The organism is Nisaea denitrificans DSM 18348 (genome assembly GCF_000426505.1).
Classification (GTDB): domain Bacteria; phylum Pseudomonadota; class Alphaproteobacteria; order Thalassobaculales; family Thalassobaculaceae; genus Nisaea; species Nisaea denitrificans.
In genome coordinates this window covers 101,267-114,798 of record NZ_AUFM01000015.1, presented here as the reverse complement: position 1 = coordinate 114,798, position 13,532 = coordinate 101,267, and the positions used below count along the sequence as shown (strand labels likewise).

Annotated in this window: 14 protein-coding genes; 8 read left to right on the top strand and 6 right to left on the bottom strand. The window is 60.0% G+C overall.

The window, feature by feature from the left end; all coding sequences use genetic code 11:
* Window positions 1-60: 60 nt before the first annotated feature.
* The 3 genes from K328_RS23555 to K328_RS0110950 all read right to left on the bottom strand — a co-directional run bounded on the left by K328_RS23555 (window position 61) and on the right by K328_RS0110950 (window position 2,640).
* Window positions 61-597 carry a hypothetical protein gene (locus K328_RS23555; protein ID WP_036553883.1) on the bottom strand — a complete coding sequence of 179 codons (537 nt, stop codon included), beginning with the start codon at window positions 595-597 and terminating at the stop codon, window positions 61-63.
* A 600-nt stretch (window positions 598-1,197) separates the two neighbouring features.
* On the bottom strand, window positions 1,198-1,974 hold the full coding sequence (locus tag K328_RS0110955; protein WP_028466018.1) for an inositol monophosphatase family protein: 777 nt from the start codon (window positions 1,972-1,974) through the stop codon (window positions 1,198-1,200).
* Between the two features lie 69 nt (window positions 1,975-2,043).
* Window positions 2,044-2,640: a c-type cytochrome gene (locus K328_RS0110950; protein WP_028466017.1), complete on the bottom strand. Its 597-nt coding sequence runs from the start codon at window positions 2,638-2,640 to the stop codon at window positions 2,044-2,046.
* Window positions 2,641-2,907: 267 nt separating this feature from the next.
* Here K328_RS0110950 and K328_RS0110945 point away from each other — a divergent pair, with 267 nt between their 5' ends.
* The 6 genes from K328_RS0110945 (at window position 2,908) to K328_RS0110920 (ending at window position 9,468) form a co-directional block, all read left to right on the top strand.
* Window positions 2,908-3,663, top strand: a complete 756-nt coding sequence (locus K328_RS0110945) for a 3-deoxy-manno-octulosonate cytidylyltransferase (protein WP_028466016.1) — start codon at window positions 2,908-2,910, stop codon at window positions 3,661-3,663.
* Between the two features lie 19 nt (window positions 3,664-3,682).
* Window positions 3,683-4,561: a prephenate dehydratase gene (locus K328_RS0110940; RefSeq protein ID WP_028466015.1), complete on the top strand. Its 879-nt coding sequence runs from the start codon at window positions 3,683-3,685 to the stop codon at window positions 4,559-4,561.
* A gap of 54 nt (window positions 4,562-4,615) precedes the next feature.
* Window positions 4,616-4,912 (top strand): YciI family protein, encoded by a 297-nt coding sequence (locus K328_RS0110935; RefSeq protein ID WP_028466014.1) that lies wholly within the window; start codon window positions 4,616-4,618, stop codon window positions 4,910-4,912.
* A gap of 88 nt (window positions 4,913-5,000) precedes the next feature.
* The gene (locus K328_RS0110930; RefSeq protein WP_028466013.1) at window positions 5,001-7,718 is read left to right on the top strand and encodes a cation-transporting P-type ATPase; all 2,718 of its coding nucleotides are present in this window, start codon (window positions 5,001-5,003) and stop codon (window positions 7,716-7,718) included.
* A gap of 107 nt (window positions 7,719-7,825) precedes the next feature.
* The gene (locus K328_RS0110925) at window positions 7,826-8,338 is read left to right on the top strand and encodes an HIT family protein (RefSeq protein WP_205620650.1); all 513 of its coding nucleotides are present in this window, start codon (window positions 7,826-7,828) and stop codon (window positions 8,336-8,338) included.
* A gap of 257 nt (window positions 8,339-8,595) precedes the next feature.
* Window positions 8,596-9,468 carry a hypothetical protein gene (locus K328_RS0110920; protein ID WP_028466011.1) on the top strand — a complete coding sequence of 291 codons (873 nt, stop codon included), beginning with the start codon at window positions 8,596-8,598 and terminating at the stop codon, window positions 9,466-9,468.
* A 63-nt stretch (window positions 9,469-9,531) separates the two neighbouring features.
* Here K328_RS0110920 and K328_RS0110915 read toward each other — a convergent pair whose 3' ends face one another.
* Complete coding sequence (locus K328_RS0110915) at window positions 9,532-10,020, bottom strand: hypothetical protein (RefSeq protein ID WP_028466010.1); 489 nt, start codon at window positions 10,018-10,020, stop codon at window positions 9,532-9,534.
* Window positions 10,021-10,046: 26 nt separating this feature from the next.
* Here K328_RS0110915 and K328_RS26365 point away from each other — a divergent pair, with 26 nt between their 5' ends.
* Entirely contained in the window at window positions 10,047-11,213 is a 1,167-nt protein-coding gene (locus K328_RS26365) for an ImmA/IrrE family metallo-endopeptidase (RefSeq protein ID WP_084608240.1), read from the top strand.
* On the top strand, window positions 11,206-11,637 hold the full coding sequence (locus tag K328_RS26665; RefSeq protein WP_156901275.1) for a hypothetical protein: 432 nt from the start codon (window positions 11,206-11,208) through the stop codon (window positions 11,635-11,637). The genes K328_RS26365 and K328_RS26665 overlap by 8 nt, the downstream gene beginning before the upstream one ends.
* Window positions 11,638-11,771: 134 nt before the next feature.
* Here K328_RS26665 and K328_RS0110905 read toward each other — a convergent pair whose 3' ends face one another.
* Both K328_RS0110905 and K328_RS0110900 read right to left on the bottom strand, forming a co-directional pair.
* On the bottom strand, window positions 11,772-12,449 hold the full coding sequence (locus tag K328_RS0110905) for a fumarate hydratase C-terminal domain-containing protein (RefSeq protein ID WP_028466008.1): 678 nt from the start codon (window positions 12,447-12,449) through the stop codon (window positions 11,772-11,774).
* On the bottom strand, window positions 12,413-13,375 hold the full coding sequence (locus K328_RS0110900) for a fumarate hydratase (protein WP_028466007.1): 963 nt from the start codon (window positions 13,373-13,375) through the stop codon (window positions 12,413-12,415). The genes K328_RS0110905 and K328_RS0110900 overlap by 37 nt, the downstream gene beginning before the upstream one ends.
* Window positions 13,376-13,532 lie beyond the last annotated feature (157 nt).

Below are 13,532 nucleotides of genomic sequence, written 5' to 3'. Positions count from 1 at the left end.
CAGGTCCGGGATGACGATCTTGGGGTGGGGTGGTGGCAGCCTGCTCCGGGGGGCGTTCTTCTAGGCGCAAAGCTGCTTTTCGTATTTTTGGGCGCGTTGCCGGAGAAACGGTCCGATATGGATGTCGCCACGCGCAACAGCGAGATTTGCCTGCCGGACGATTTCCGCCTCGATAGCAATCGAAGGGGCGAGTTTGCCGTTGCATGCCAGCCATTGGGCAACCACGGACCATTCCCAAAGGGGGCTGTCCGAGGTGATTCTGGCCACCGGTGCCGGAAAGGCCTGGCCGCGCTGACCTCTGTAATAGTTGGAAACGGCGGCGCGGGTTATATCCGCGCGCTTTGCGATATCCGACAGACTGACGAGCGGGTCTGGTTCAAGCCGGTCGATCTGCGCGCCGGTCGATGCGACGTTCTCCAGAGCCGAGGCAATCGCATCTTCGAAAGTCTCCGCCTCCCGTGCGAAGTCGATAATGATGTGCCCCTTCTGAAACGACACCAGGGCATCGTCACATCCGCCGTCATAAAACCGGGCCTCAAAACCCTCCGCACGCGGGTCCAGCCCGGATGCGATAACGCTGAATTCAAACGTCTTCATTGTCGGCCTCCCCGTGTTTGTGTGGACAACGAGCCATTGCTCGCAGGATCTGCCTGGCGTGGTTCCCGGAATTTTTGGGCGTACTATTTACACCAACCTGGCATCCATTACGGTCATGGTGCGGGCAGTACAGACGCCCCCAATGACCTTGGGGTCGCCAGGTCCATCCCTCTGATTCAGCGTGCTGAACTGCATCTTCGACCTCCTTGCTCGTGTGGCGAGGCCTATTCATTACATGCGCCGAATATGAGCGGTTCGTTGACATATGTCAACAGAGTAAATGGTTTTACATCAGCGAGCATTCAATCGATCTCCCGGGAACGGGCCGCCCTGCAATACATGCGCGGATCAGTCGATTAAATCAGGCCCGCTTCTGATAGGCCGGGGGTCAATTCCTTGAAGCGATCTCTGGAGAGGCGCTATCCGCGGTACGCCTGGACAGCAATCCGCCGACAGGTCATGGCGCTCTCACCACTCGCAGGCCGTCATCCCGGCCGGAGAGCCGGGACCCAGGCGATGACGGACTGTGCTCTATGAAGGACTAGGTCCCGGCTCTCCGGCCGGGATGACGATGAAGAGAGAGAAGGAAAGAAACCAGCGTCAGCCGTTCAGGATCTTCAGCGCGGCTTCGTGGACCCGCTTGTCGCCGGCGGCGCAGATGCGGTTGGTGGAGCCCGGGGCGGGGCGGTTGCCTTCCCAGTCGGTGACGATGCCGCCTGCGGCCTCGATCACCGGGACCACGGCGAGGAAGTCGTAATCCTGCAGACCGGCCTCGACGCAGAGATCGACATGGCCGCCCGCAAGCGTCGCGAAATTGTGGCAGTCGCCGCCATAGACCTGATAGCGGGTGCCGGCGCAGAGCTTGGCGTAGATCTCTTCGGTGCCCTCGAACATGGCGGGTGAGGTGGCGGCGAGAATGGCGTCGGAGAGCTGCGGGCAGGCGCGGACCTCGACCGGGGAGCCGTTCATGCGGGCCATGTAGTCCCGGCCGCCGATCCAGCGCTCGTCCAGCACGGGCATGTCGATCACGCCAAGCACCGGTTTGCCGTTTTCGACCAGGCCGATCAGGGTGCCGAAGCGCGGGCTGCCGGTGATGAAGGCCTTGGTGCCGTCGATCGGATCGAGCGACCAGACGAATTCGGCATCCTCACGGACCTTGCCATATTCCTCGCCGGCGATGCCGTGCTCCGGAAAGCGTTCCTCGATCAGCGCGCGCATGACCCGCTCCGCGCCACGGTCGGCCACGGTCACCGGGCTCTCGTCGGCCTTGGCTTCGATGTTGACGCCGAAATTGTGATAGCGCCGGATGACACCGCGGGCGGCATCGGCGAGCGAGGCGGCGAAGCTGGCGAGCTCAGTCGTGGAGGGCCTGGTCATAGTCTTGCTCCCAAAATGAAAAAGCCGGGCCACATCCGGGCCCGGCTTGATCCAGAAATCAGTTGGCGATCAGCCGCCAGCGGCTTTGAACGCGTCGTCCGCAGCCTGGATTTCCTCGGCCGACGGCAGCGCTGCCGGGCTGTCCGCGAGAGAGCGGAGATAGGCAACGAGGTCCGCGCGCTGGGAAGCCTTCTTGATGCCGGCGAAGTTCATCTTCGTGCCCGGCGCATAATCCTTCGGCTTCAGCAGGAAGTGGTTCAGCGCTGTGTAGGTCCAGTTGTCGGTCTCGCCAGAGGACAGGAGCGCATCGGAATAGGCGAAGCCGTCAACATGACCCTTGGCGGCCATCACGACATTGAAGAGGTTCGGGCCAACCTTGTTCGGGCCGCCCTTGTCGAAGCTGTGGCAGGCCGCGCACTTCTTCGCGATTTTCTGCCCGCTGGCCACATCGGCGCTGGCGAGAAGGCCGAGGATCGGCTCGATCGGAGCGGGTCCGGTCGGCGCGGCGGCCGTTGCGGCGCCTTCGGCGACTTCGACCGTATAGGCATTGGTTTCGAGCTGCTCGGGGTGCACCAGCACGCCTGCGAACTTGCCGACGCCCATCAGAAGCAATCCGCCACACAGAACGCCCGCGGCCAGCTTGTTGAATTCCAGAGAAGATGACATGCCGAACCTCGTCCCGCCTTTGTTTCCCGCCGCATCGGTGCCCGGAAAGGCTCCGCGCGGCCCAGCTATCTCACATACGAACCGTTTCGCCAAATTAGGCAGGCGACAGTCCTTTAACAGTTTCCTATAAGGTTCCGCCCTCTAAGACGCAAGTCCGGACATTTACCGGCATGCGGACAGAGCGCCCTGGCCGCGCGACATTTCGCCGCAAGAAATGGCAGAATGGGGCGTCCGGCGGGGAACGGAAAGACGAAGAGCGAGACTGACATGGCCGCGAACGCGACACCCTCTAATCCTATTGTCCTGATCCCCGCCCGGATGAAGTCGGAGCGGCTGCCGAACAAGCCGCTCGCCGATATCGGCGGCCTGCCGATGATCGTGCATGTGGTGCGCCGGGCGGAGGAAGCGGATCTCGGCCGGGTTGCCGTAGCCTGCGCCGAGCAGGAGATCGCCGATGCCGTCCGCGATCATGGCGGGGAGGCGGTGCTGACAGACCCGGGCCATCCCTCCGGCTCCGACCGGATCTGGGAGGCGCTGACAAAGCTCGACCCCGACGCAAAACACGACGCCATCGTCAATATCCAGGGCGACCTGCCGGTGCTCGATCCCGCCGTGCCGCGTGGCGCGCTCGCCGTGCTGGACCGGGCCGAGGTCGATATCGGCGCGCCGGCGGCGCTTATCGTGGACGAGGACGACATCACCAATCCGAGCGTGACCAAGCCTGTCGTCGCCTGGGAGGCGGATGGCAGCCGGGGCCGGGCGCTGTATTTCAGCCGCGCCACGGTGCCTCATGGCCCGGGCCCGCTGTTCCACTTCATCGGGCTCTATGCCTATCGCCGGGCCGCGCTGGAGCGGTTCGTCAAACTGCCGCCGTCGGCGCTGGAGCTGCGCGAGAAGCTGGAGCAGCTGCGGCCGCTGGAAGCCGGCATGCGGATCGACGTGGCCCGCGTTGACACGGTTCCGCTCGGTGTCGATACTCCGGCGGACTTGGAAAAAGCCCGCAGAATTCTTGCAAAATCCTGAACCCGAAAGTTCCCGACCCGTGTCCGAGCAAAAGCAGAAAATCGCCTTCCAGGGCGAACTAGGCGCCAACTCCCACATGGCCTGTCAGGCCGTCCGTCCCGACCTGGAGCCGCTGCCCTGCCCGAGCTTTGAGGACATGCTGGACGCGGTGAAGAATGGGGACGCGCTGTGCGCCATGGTGCCGGTGGAGAATTCCGTCGCCGGCCGTGTCGCCGACATCCATCACCTGCTGCCGGAATCCGGCCTCTATATCATCGGCGAGCATTACCAGCGCATCAACGCCATGCTGCTCGGCGTGCCGGGCACGAAAATCTCGGACGTGAAGGAGATCCGCTCCCACGTCCACGCGCTGGCCCAGTCCCGCAAACTGATGGCCGAACTCGGCGCCCGTCCGGTGCAGCATTCCGACACCGCCGGCGCCGCCCGCTCCATCGCCGAGTTGGGGGACAAGACCATCGCCGCCATCGGCCCGAAGCTGGCGGCCGAGATCTACGGTCTGGAGATCCTGCGCGAGGGCGTGGAGGACGCGGAGCACAACACCACCCGCTTCCTGCTCATGGCCCGCGAGGGCGTCGTGCCGCCGGCCGGGAACGGTCCGTGCGTGACCACCATCATCTTCCGGGTGCGCAGTGTGCCCGCCGCGCTCTACAAGGCGCTCGGCGGCTTCGCCACCAACGGCATCAACCTGACCAAGCTGGAATCCTATCTCGTCGGAGGGCATTTCTCGGCGGCGCAGTTCTATGTCGATGCCGAGGGCCATCCCGAAGAGACATCGCTGAAGCTGGCGCTGGAGGAATTGCAGTTCTTCTGCCCGAAAGGCGCGGTCAAGATCCTCGGCACCTATCCGGCCCACCCGTTCCGCCTGGAACAGGCAAAGAACGGCAACGGCGGGGAATAATCAGCCGCCGCCAACACACAAAGCCGCCAACACACACGCACAAGGGAGCATCACATGCCTTACGCCATCATCGCCCGGGACAAGCCCGGCGCCCTCGACAAGCGCGTCGAACACCGCCCGGCCCATGTCGAGTACCTGAAGTCCAAGATGGACCTGATCATGGCCGGCGGCGCCACCACGGGCGGGCCGGACGAGACCATGGACGGCAGCCTGCTGATCCTCGACACCGAGGACCGCGCCGTGGCGGAAGACTTCGCCAGGAACGATCCGTTCGCCCTGAATGGTGTGTTCGAAGCGGTGATCGTGACACCGTGGCGCAAGACGATCTGGGAAAAGGCGCTGCAGGGCTAAGCGACGCCGGCAAAGCCATGTGATTTCGAGCGAGGCCCCGGCTCTCCGGCCATTGAGGCATCGCTCGAAATCCGCAGGGGAGCGCGTCATGACGGAAGCGGCAAAGAACGCGAAAGAAAGCGCCTGGCACGCATCGCCGGTCGAAGAGGCGCTGCATGACTTGAAGACGCATGCCGGCGGTCTTTCGATGGAAGACGCGGCGGCACGGCTTGAAGAATACGGGCCCAACCGCCTGCCGGATCCCGCCAAACGCAGCGTGCTCGTCCGCTTCGCCCTGCATTTCCACAATATCCTGATTTACGTCCTGCTCGGCTCCGCCGCGATCACGGCGGCCCTCGGCCATCTCATAGACACGCTTGTGATCCTCGCCGTCGTTGTCGCCAACGCGGTCATCGGCTTCGTGCAGGAGGGCAAGGCGGAACGGGCGATGGACGCCATCCGCAAGATGCTTGCCCTCAAGGCATCTGTGCTGCGCGGTGGGGAGCGACGGGCGGTGGAGGGCGACAGCCTCGTTCCCGGCGACATCGTGCTGCTTGAGGCTGGCGACAAGGTTCCTGCCGATCTGCGGCTTCTGCGTGTGAGCAGCTTGCAGATACAGGAAGCCATCCTGACCGGCGAGTCGGTGCCGGTGGAAAAACATATCCGGCCGGTCAAACCCGAAGCCCCCTTGGGGGACCGGGTCTGCATGGCCTATAGCGGGACGCTGGTCACCAGCGGGCAGGGCCGGGGCATCGTGGTCGCCACCGGCGCCGGTACCGAGATCGGCAAGATCAGCGGCATGCTTGCCACCGTCGAAACGCTGACCACGCCGCTGGTCCGGCAGATGAACGCCTTTGCCAAATGGCTGACCGTGCTGATCCTGCTGATCGCGGCGGCCCTGCTGGTTTTCGGCTATGTCGTCGGGCATGCCGACTTCGCGGAGATGTTCATGGCTGTCGTCGGCCTGTCGGTGGCGGCCATACCGGAAGGGCTGCCGGCCGTTCTGACGATTACCCTCGCCGTCGGCGTTCAGGCCATGGCGCGGCGCAATGCCATTGTCCGTCGCCTGCCGGCGATCGAGACCCTCGGCTCCGTCTCGGTGATCTGCACGGACAAGACCGGGACGCTGACCCGGAACGAGATGATGGTCGCCTCGGTCGTCACCAACCTTCATACCTTCGCGCTGGATGGTACCGGCTATGAGCCGCGCGGCGCGATCACGCTGGACAATGCTGCCGCCAGCGTGCGGGAGCATCGTATTCTCGAAGAGCTCGGCCGGTCGGCGGTGTTGTGCAACGACGCGTCCCTGCACGAACGGGACAGCGTCTGGCATGTCGAGGGCGACCCGATGGAAGGCGCGCTGCTGGCGCTTTCCGGCAAGGTCGGTATCGATTGGCGCACGGAGCTGGTCACCTGGACGCGCACCGACGCGATCCCGTTCGATGCCAGGCACAGGTTCATGGCCATCTTGAATCACGACCATGAAAATCATGCGTTCGTGTCGGTCAAGGGCGCGCCGGAACAGATCCTCGCAATGTGCAGCGCGCAGCGGACCGCGGCAGGGGGCACCGAGCCGCTGGTCGCGGAATACTGGCATGCCCGGGCCGAGGCGATCGCGGCCCAGGGCCAGCGGGTTCTCGCTTTTGCCGTGCGGCCGGTCGATCCCGCACACACGGTACTCGAGTTTTCGGACGTGGAGGGGGGCCTGACCCTTGTCGGTCTTGTCGGGCTGATCGACCCGCCCCGGCCGGAAGCGATCGAGGCGGTAGCCGACTGCCGGAGCGCCGGCATCCGGGTGAAGATGATCACCGGCGACCATCGCGGCACGGCCGCCGCGATCGGCCGGCAGATCGGCCTGGAAAATCCCGACAGGGTTCTGACCGGGGCCGATCTGGATGCGATGGGCGACGCCGAGTTGAGCGCCTGCATCCTGGAGACGGACATCTTTGCCCGCACCAGCCCCGAGCACAAGCTACGGCTGGTCATGGCCCTGCAGGCGCACGGCATCACCGTCGCCATGACCGGAGACGGCGTCAACGACGCGCCGGCGCTGAAGCGCGCCGATGCCGGCATCGCCATGGGGCTGAAAGGCAGCGAAGCGGCGAAGGAGGCGGCCGAGCTGGTTCTGGCGGACGACAATTTCGCCTCGATCGCGGCGGCCGTGCGCGAAGGCCGGACCGTCTATGACAACATCAAGAAGGTCATCAGCTGGACCCTGCCGACCAATGCCGGCGAGGCGATGACCATCATTGTCGCCCTGCTGTTCGGCATGTCGCTGCCGATCACGCCCGTCCAGATCCTGTGGGTCAACCTGATCACCGCCATCACGCTGGGCATGGCGCTGGCATTCGAGCCGACGGAAGAGGGCACGATGCGGCGCCCGCCCCGCCGCCGGGGCGAACCGCTGCTGACCGGAGAACTGGGCTGGCATATCGTCTTCGTCTCCGCCCTGTTTCTCGGCGGCGTGTTCGGTATCTACACCTATGCCACCGATCGCGGCTATCCCGTCGAGCTGGCCCGCACCATGGCCATGAACACCCTGGTGGTGATGGAGATCTTCCACCTGTTCTTCATCCGGAATATCTACGGCACCTCGCTGACATGGCAGGCGGCGCGCGGCACAAAAGTCGTCTGGGCCACCGTCGCCACCGTTACGGCCGCACAATTCATCATCACCTACCTCCCGCCGCTGCAACGCGTCTTCGGCACACACCCCGTACCGTTCCTGGATGGCGTGCTTATCGTCGCCATCGGCGTCGCGTTGTTCGCCATCATCGAAACCGAGAAGCAACTCCGCCTGCGCATCTGGAAGCTCCGGTCGGAGTGACGACCGGAGTTGGGCGAGCTATGGTTGCGGCGGGTGATAAAGTCGCGTGTCCCTTTAATTCCCGCGTTCGCCCTGAACGGTGTGTTCGAGGCAGTGATCGTGACACCGTGGCGCAAGACGATCTGGGAAAAGGCGCTGCAGGGGTAAAAGCACTGGCCGGAGGCTCAATGGCCACAAACTGCCTCAGTTGTGAAATTGTTTCCGGCAGGCGACCGGTCCCATGCGGGGCGGTCGCCGAGACCGAGCATTTTCACTGTCATCAAGACGTTGCTTATCCGGTTCCGGGGCTGATCATCGTCGCGGCGAAGCGGCATTTCAGGCTGCTGACGGAAATGACCGTGGCCGAAAGCGCGGCACTCATCCCTCTTTTGCAGCGCATCCGCCGTGCGCAGGCAGCGGTACTCGGTGTCGAGCACGCCTATTTCTTCTATAATGAAGACACCAAGCATCATTTTCACGTCTGGGTCGTGCCGCGATATGACTGGATGCGCGCATTCGGGAAGTCCATAGACTCGGTCCGGCCCGCGCTGCTGCACGCGCGCAAGACCGACACGCCGGATTTCCAGCCTCCGAACCTTGAACGTGTCGCATCCGAATTGAAAAGGGAGCTGATCCGCTAGTCGGCAGTTCAGTAAGGTTTCCCTTTGATTTTATCCTTGGGTCCCGTCCTCCGACGGGATGACGGTTAGGGTTTGGACGCGATACGGTTGCGGTGAGCAATTAGGGTGTGTGTCCCCTTAATTCTAATAATTGCAGCAATATTCAATCATGCAGTGTATGTTGCGGTAATTAATGGCGATGCACTTCTTGTCGCGCGTCCTGTGTGAGGCGCCGGTATCGCATTCCGGGGTGAATGATCACTTGGTAGGAGGGTGAAATGACAATCAGTTCAGATGACAGAGCCATCATTCAAGACATGATCAAATTGCATTCTCTGGACGAGGGATCGAAACCTCTCAGTGATGGCATGAAGCAGCATATTAACTGGTACGTCATGAGCCTCGTGCTCGGGGTCTTGGCGATATTCGGTACTGCCGGGTATTTCGTGATCGAATCGGTATCCACGCGAGTAGCGACGACCACAGCGGAGAAAACGGCACAATATGCTCTGGCTCCAACAGTGGAATCATCATTGCAAAACAATCCGGGAATTGTCGCGGCGGCAATCAGGGGCTCTGAACTTGGTGATGATTTCCAGTCACTTCTTGGTTTGCGCGATTCCATGAAGGGCGCTGTCGTCGTCTTTACCCATGGCGAATGCAAGGAGCCATTCGAGAAATACGAAGGCCTGGACGGAAGGTTCGTTCTGGCCACATCGGACCCAACCAAGATAGGCGAGATGGGCGGCACGGCGTTCGCGGACGCCGGGACCGCGCCGCAACTGGGAGTGACGCTTGAGGTGGATAACCTCCCGGAGCACGGTCACGTTGTCTCCGCGCTGTTCCGTCCAAACGATCTTTCGACGACAGGGGGTGGGAAAACCGCCGTCGATAAAATTGGAAGCGCGCCTGATCGAGTCAGTGGCGGCACTAGCGGGAATCAAGCGCGTGAATTCACTGGGACCTACGGCCTCTTGCGGTCAAGCCATCCGGGCGACGGTAACCGGACTGTAGAAGGCAGGCTTTCGGAGGGCGGCGGAAATGCAGAAAATATAGGGAGAAATCTGGGGCGCGTATCTGAGCCAGGGCAGCGTGCGGATATTGAGTTCCCGTACCAGAAATTATGGATGTGCGCGTTCAAGGGGGAATAGTGTCTGCGCCGTCGTATTCGTTGCGGGCAATCGAGGCGCGTGTCCCTTTGATTGAAAACGAGTCTAACTCGCTTTCGTTATTATCCGTCTCTCCAAATCGTCAGCTTCATTCAAAATGGGCTTTAATTTGCGATTTGCTTCGGTCCACAACACCAGCAAGGACAACGGCGCCGGAAGAACCCCTAAAGCAATCACGACAACCATGCACTGGTGGCCCGCCACCGACACCTCGTAGTGGGATAAATATGTTAAAACAATTAATGTTATGAACAAACCCGCCGCTACTAAAAAATTTATTGCGACATATTTTTTATATTCATTGAAAAGGCTAATTTTAAATATTTCAAATTTTGCATCTAGAGAATCAAATTCATCTGAGTATTGTTCAGTATTCGAAATTATTACCTTGTCGTCTTGGAGTAATATTTTGATTCTATCGAGAATACGGATCAAAGGCTGCATGCCAATATCTCCATATAGCTGCAACAGTGCGGTGCCGAGATGCAGGCCAACGCTCAGTTGCACCAACGTTAAGAAATCACCATACTGCAATCACAATTCCTCCGAGCAGGTGTGCCTTGGATTACAATCCTAACATCATAGAGGCCTTACTTGCCTCTCAGTCTACTAGCTACCGTGAACTGGCCGGTCGGCTCGGGTTGGGAGAGAGCCAACTTCGAGCGGAATTGGATACCGATAAAGAGCCCAAGCGCTCTCTATTGAATAGCATCGCAGGCACATTCAAAGTGCCGCCTTTTATATTTTACATGGAAAGATTGCCGAATTTCCCTGCTCCAGTCCTTGATTTTCGCTCGGATAAGCCCGCTGCCACTTTTAGATCGCCCTCAGCCATCAAAGCGCTTCAGTTTGCCGAAAGCGTACAGCGAACCGCCGCTCAAAACCTGAATCTAACTCCCGGAAAACTGCCGCACTTCAAAGCAAAAAAAGACAGAGAGATTGAAGAACTTGCTTATGAAGTTCGTTCTCAGCTTGGAATTACAGCTGAGGATCAAATTTCCTCTAAAGATACTGCTCAGTTTTACACGATTTGCCGCAAAAAAATTGAAGATTTTGGAATTTTTGTCCTCCACGATTCCTTTGACACAGAGGATGGGAGTGGGTTTTGTCTTTCAGATCCAGACGCCCCTGTAATCTTAATCAACACAAAGCGTCAAACTCGTGGCCGCCGCTTATTCACGCTAATACATGAGCTCGCTCATGTATTAATGAACAAGACAGGTTTTTCTGACCCGTTCGTTCAGAAGAACGAGATCGAGCGCAGGTGCAATAGATTTGCCGGGAGCTTTCTGGTTCCGAAAAACATTATTTCTGAGCTGATCGATTTACATCGAACGCCGAGCACACCTGACCCCGAGTTCATTAGACGAATTTCCAGTCGCCTCAAAATTAGTCAGGAAGCTTCCGCGCTCAGGCTTGAACAGATAGGAGTCTTCGAAAAAGGAACGTATTCCGAGTGGAAATCTTTTATTCAGCGCCTCGGAAATCCTGACAAGAACACTCAAACTGGCGGAGGCGGCCCAACAGAACAATATAAAGTCAAACTCGCAAAATATGGATTTCACTTTGCCGATGTATTCAGCAAATTATTAAATCGGAATTTAGTTTCTGAAATCGATGTATATCGTGCATCTGGATTAAAGCCAAAGTATGCGTATTCATATTTTGAGTATACAAAATCTCTAAAATCAAGTGATTTATTTAATTTGGAGTTGATGGATGAGTGACGGAAGTCAACCGTCCGAACACATCATCGACGTCCAAGGACTCCGAGAAATATCACTTATGTCTGGAAACTTGAAACAAGTCGCATTGAAACGCTTGGAAGACGGAGAGATCGGCGTTCCAGCAAAAGTTTGGTCAGAATTTAAAGAAATTTATGAAGATGAAGCGGATGAAATTGAACCATTCGTGCCGAATAAGATTAGAATTACGAAAGCTCATCACGTTGCTGCAGCTCGTTGCGCTGATAAAATGAACTCAGGATTCACACTTAGCCCTTATGATGACAACTCAAATCAATACGCTGCCGCGATCTCCATCTCGCAACCCGCAACTGTCTTGACTGACAAGCATACTCTGCCTTTTTACTCTGACGTCGATTGTGCTGCTGAAGACGTAACTGAATGGGTTGCGAGTGAAGCCGATTAGATATTGCGGCAACGATCTACCCCTCTGGGAGTTTAGTTTTAATTCTCACCTCACGGTCTTGGTTCAGAAATCAAGGAGACATACGCCTCATCTCCGCGCAATCTCCACGACGCTTTCCAGGGGGCGTCTGTGCTTCAAATCAACTCCTGCTCCCGATCATCCGTTTCCCCGAACCGCTGCAATGACGGCTTCTTCAGCCCCTCATAGAGCTTGTCGATCCCTTCATTGATCTCCCGGTTGTTCCGTTCGAACAGCGAGTTCCCGGCGTGGTCGCTTTCGACCAGCAGCGGGCCGAATTTTTCGACTTCCAGCACCCACATGGCCTGGGCGATGCCGAGCTCGTCGAGCCAGTGTGCCGCCTTCACGTTTTTGATCCCGCGTCCGAGCAGGGCGCCGGTGCCGTAGCCGACTGTCGTCAGGTAGACCGCGCCTGCGGGGACGAAGAGGGTTTTGTAATCCTCCTCCGACATGCCGCCCTTGCCGATCACCATCTTGGCGCCGGAGGCGGCAAACCAGTCCTTCATCCATTTCGAGAACCGGAAGCTGGCCGTCGCGGTGACGGCGCTGACGTGCAGGCTGCCGTCTTCCTGCTGCACGGCGGCGGGGGAGCAGTGGAAATTGACGTTGCCGAGCTCCGCGAAGGGGGCGGGCGGGGCCGCGCCGTCTGCCAGGATCTTTTTGTAGACGCCTTCCCGGGCCGTATAGATCAGCCCGTCGAGATAGACCACGTCGCCGAGTTCCAGCGCGGCCAGCGCCTCGTCCGTGACGGGTGTCTTCAGGCGGACTGTCTTGCGCTCTGGGGCTTTTCCCATGAGACCGTCTCCCGTCGCATATAGGGGGTGAACCAGGTCGGATCGGTGCGGAATTCCGCCCTGCCGCCCGGATGAAGCCGCATTGTGGCGCGGCGGGAGGAGAGGCAGAAGGCGTGCAGGCTCATCGGCATGCCGCCGGTGTGCGTGTAGCCAGCCTCGATATGGCAATCGACCACCATGCTCTTGCCGACAAATCCCATGGCGCCCATGCCGATGGAATTGCCCAGCTCCTGCAGCTCCAGCTCCAGCTTGGCGATTTCGGGGTCCGGGTTGCGGTCGCCGACAATGCGCAGGCAGGCGGCCTGTTTGCCGAGCACCATGCAGGTGTCTTTCGAGCCGCCGAGCCCGACGCCGACAATCGCCGGCTGACAGGCCAGGCCCCGTTTGCCAAAAGCGATCATGCCGTCGAGGAAGAAGCGCTTGATGCCGTCGATCCCGTCGCCCGGAAACAGCATCCGGTAATCGGTGCCGAACAGCCCGCCCTTATGCACGGTGGTGATGTCGACCCAGTCCGCGTCCGGCTCGAAGCTGTATTCCACCTCCGGCGCGTTGATGCCGATATTGTTGTTGTGATCCGTCCGCCAGAGCGGATGCACCCGGTTCGGGCGCAGCGGAATATCGTGCGTGGCCCGGGCGGTGGCGGAGCGCAGCGCCTGCTCAAGTGCGATGAAGCCGCCCTCGATCTTCGCCTCGTTCCCGGCCTTCACGTAATAGCGCGGCACGCCGGTATCGGCGCACATCGGGCGGCGGTCTTCCGACGCCGCCTCGTAATTCTCCAGCATGGCTTCCAGCACGAAGGCGGAAAGATCCCCGTCCTCGGCCGCGGCCATCCCCTTGATGCCTGCGAGATAATCGTCCGGAATATCGATCCCGGCCTTGAACATGATCTCGTAGGCAGCCTGTTCGGCTGCTTCTTTACTGATCACCGGCGTTCCTCCCTGTGTCAGGCCACCCCGAGGGGCAACCTGTCGGGAGAAAGCCTAGACCCTTTTCCCGCGCTTGGGGAAGGGCACGGCCGGAACGGGTGCCGTTCCGGCGGTGCGTCCCGGCCGTGCGTCCCGGCCCTGGGCGCGGGTTTGAGCG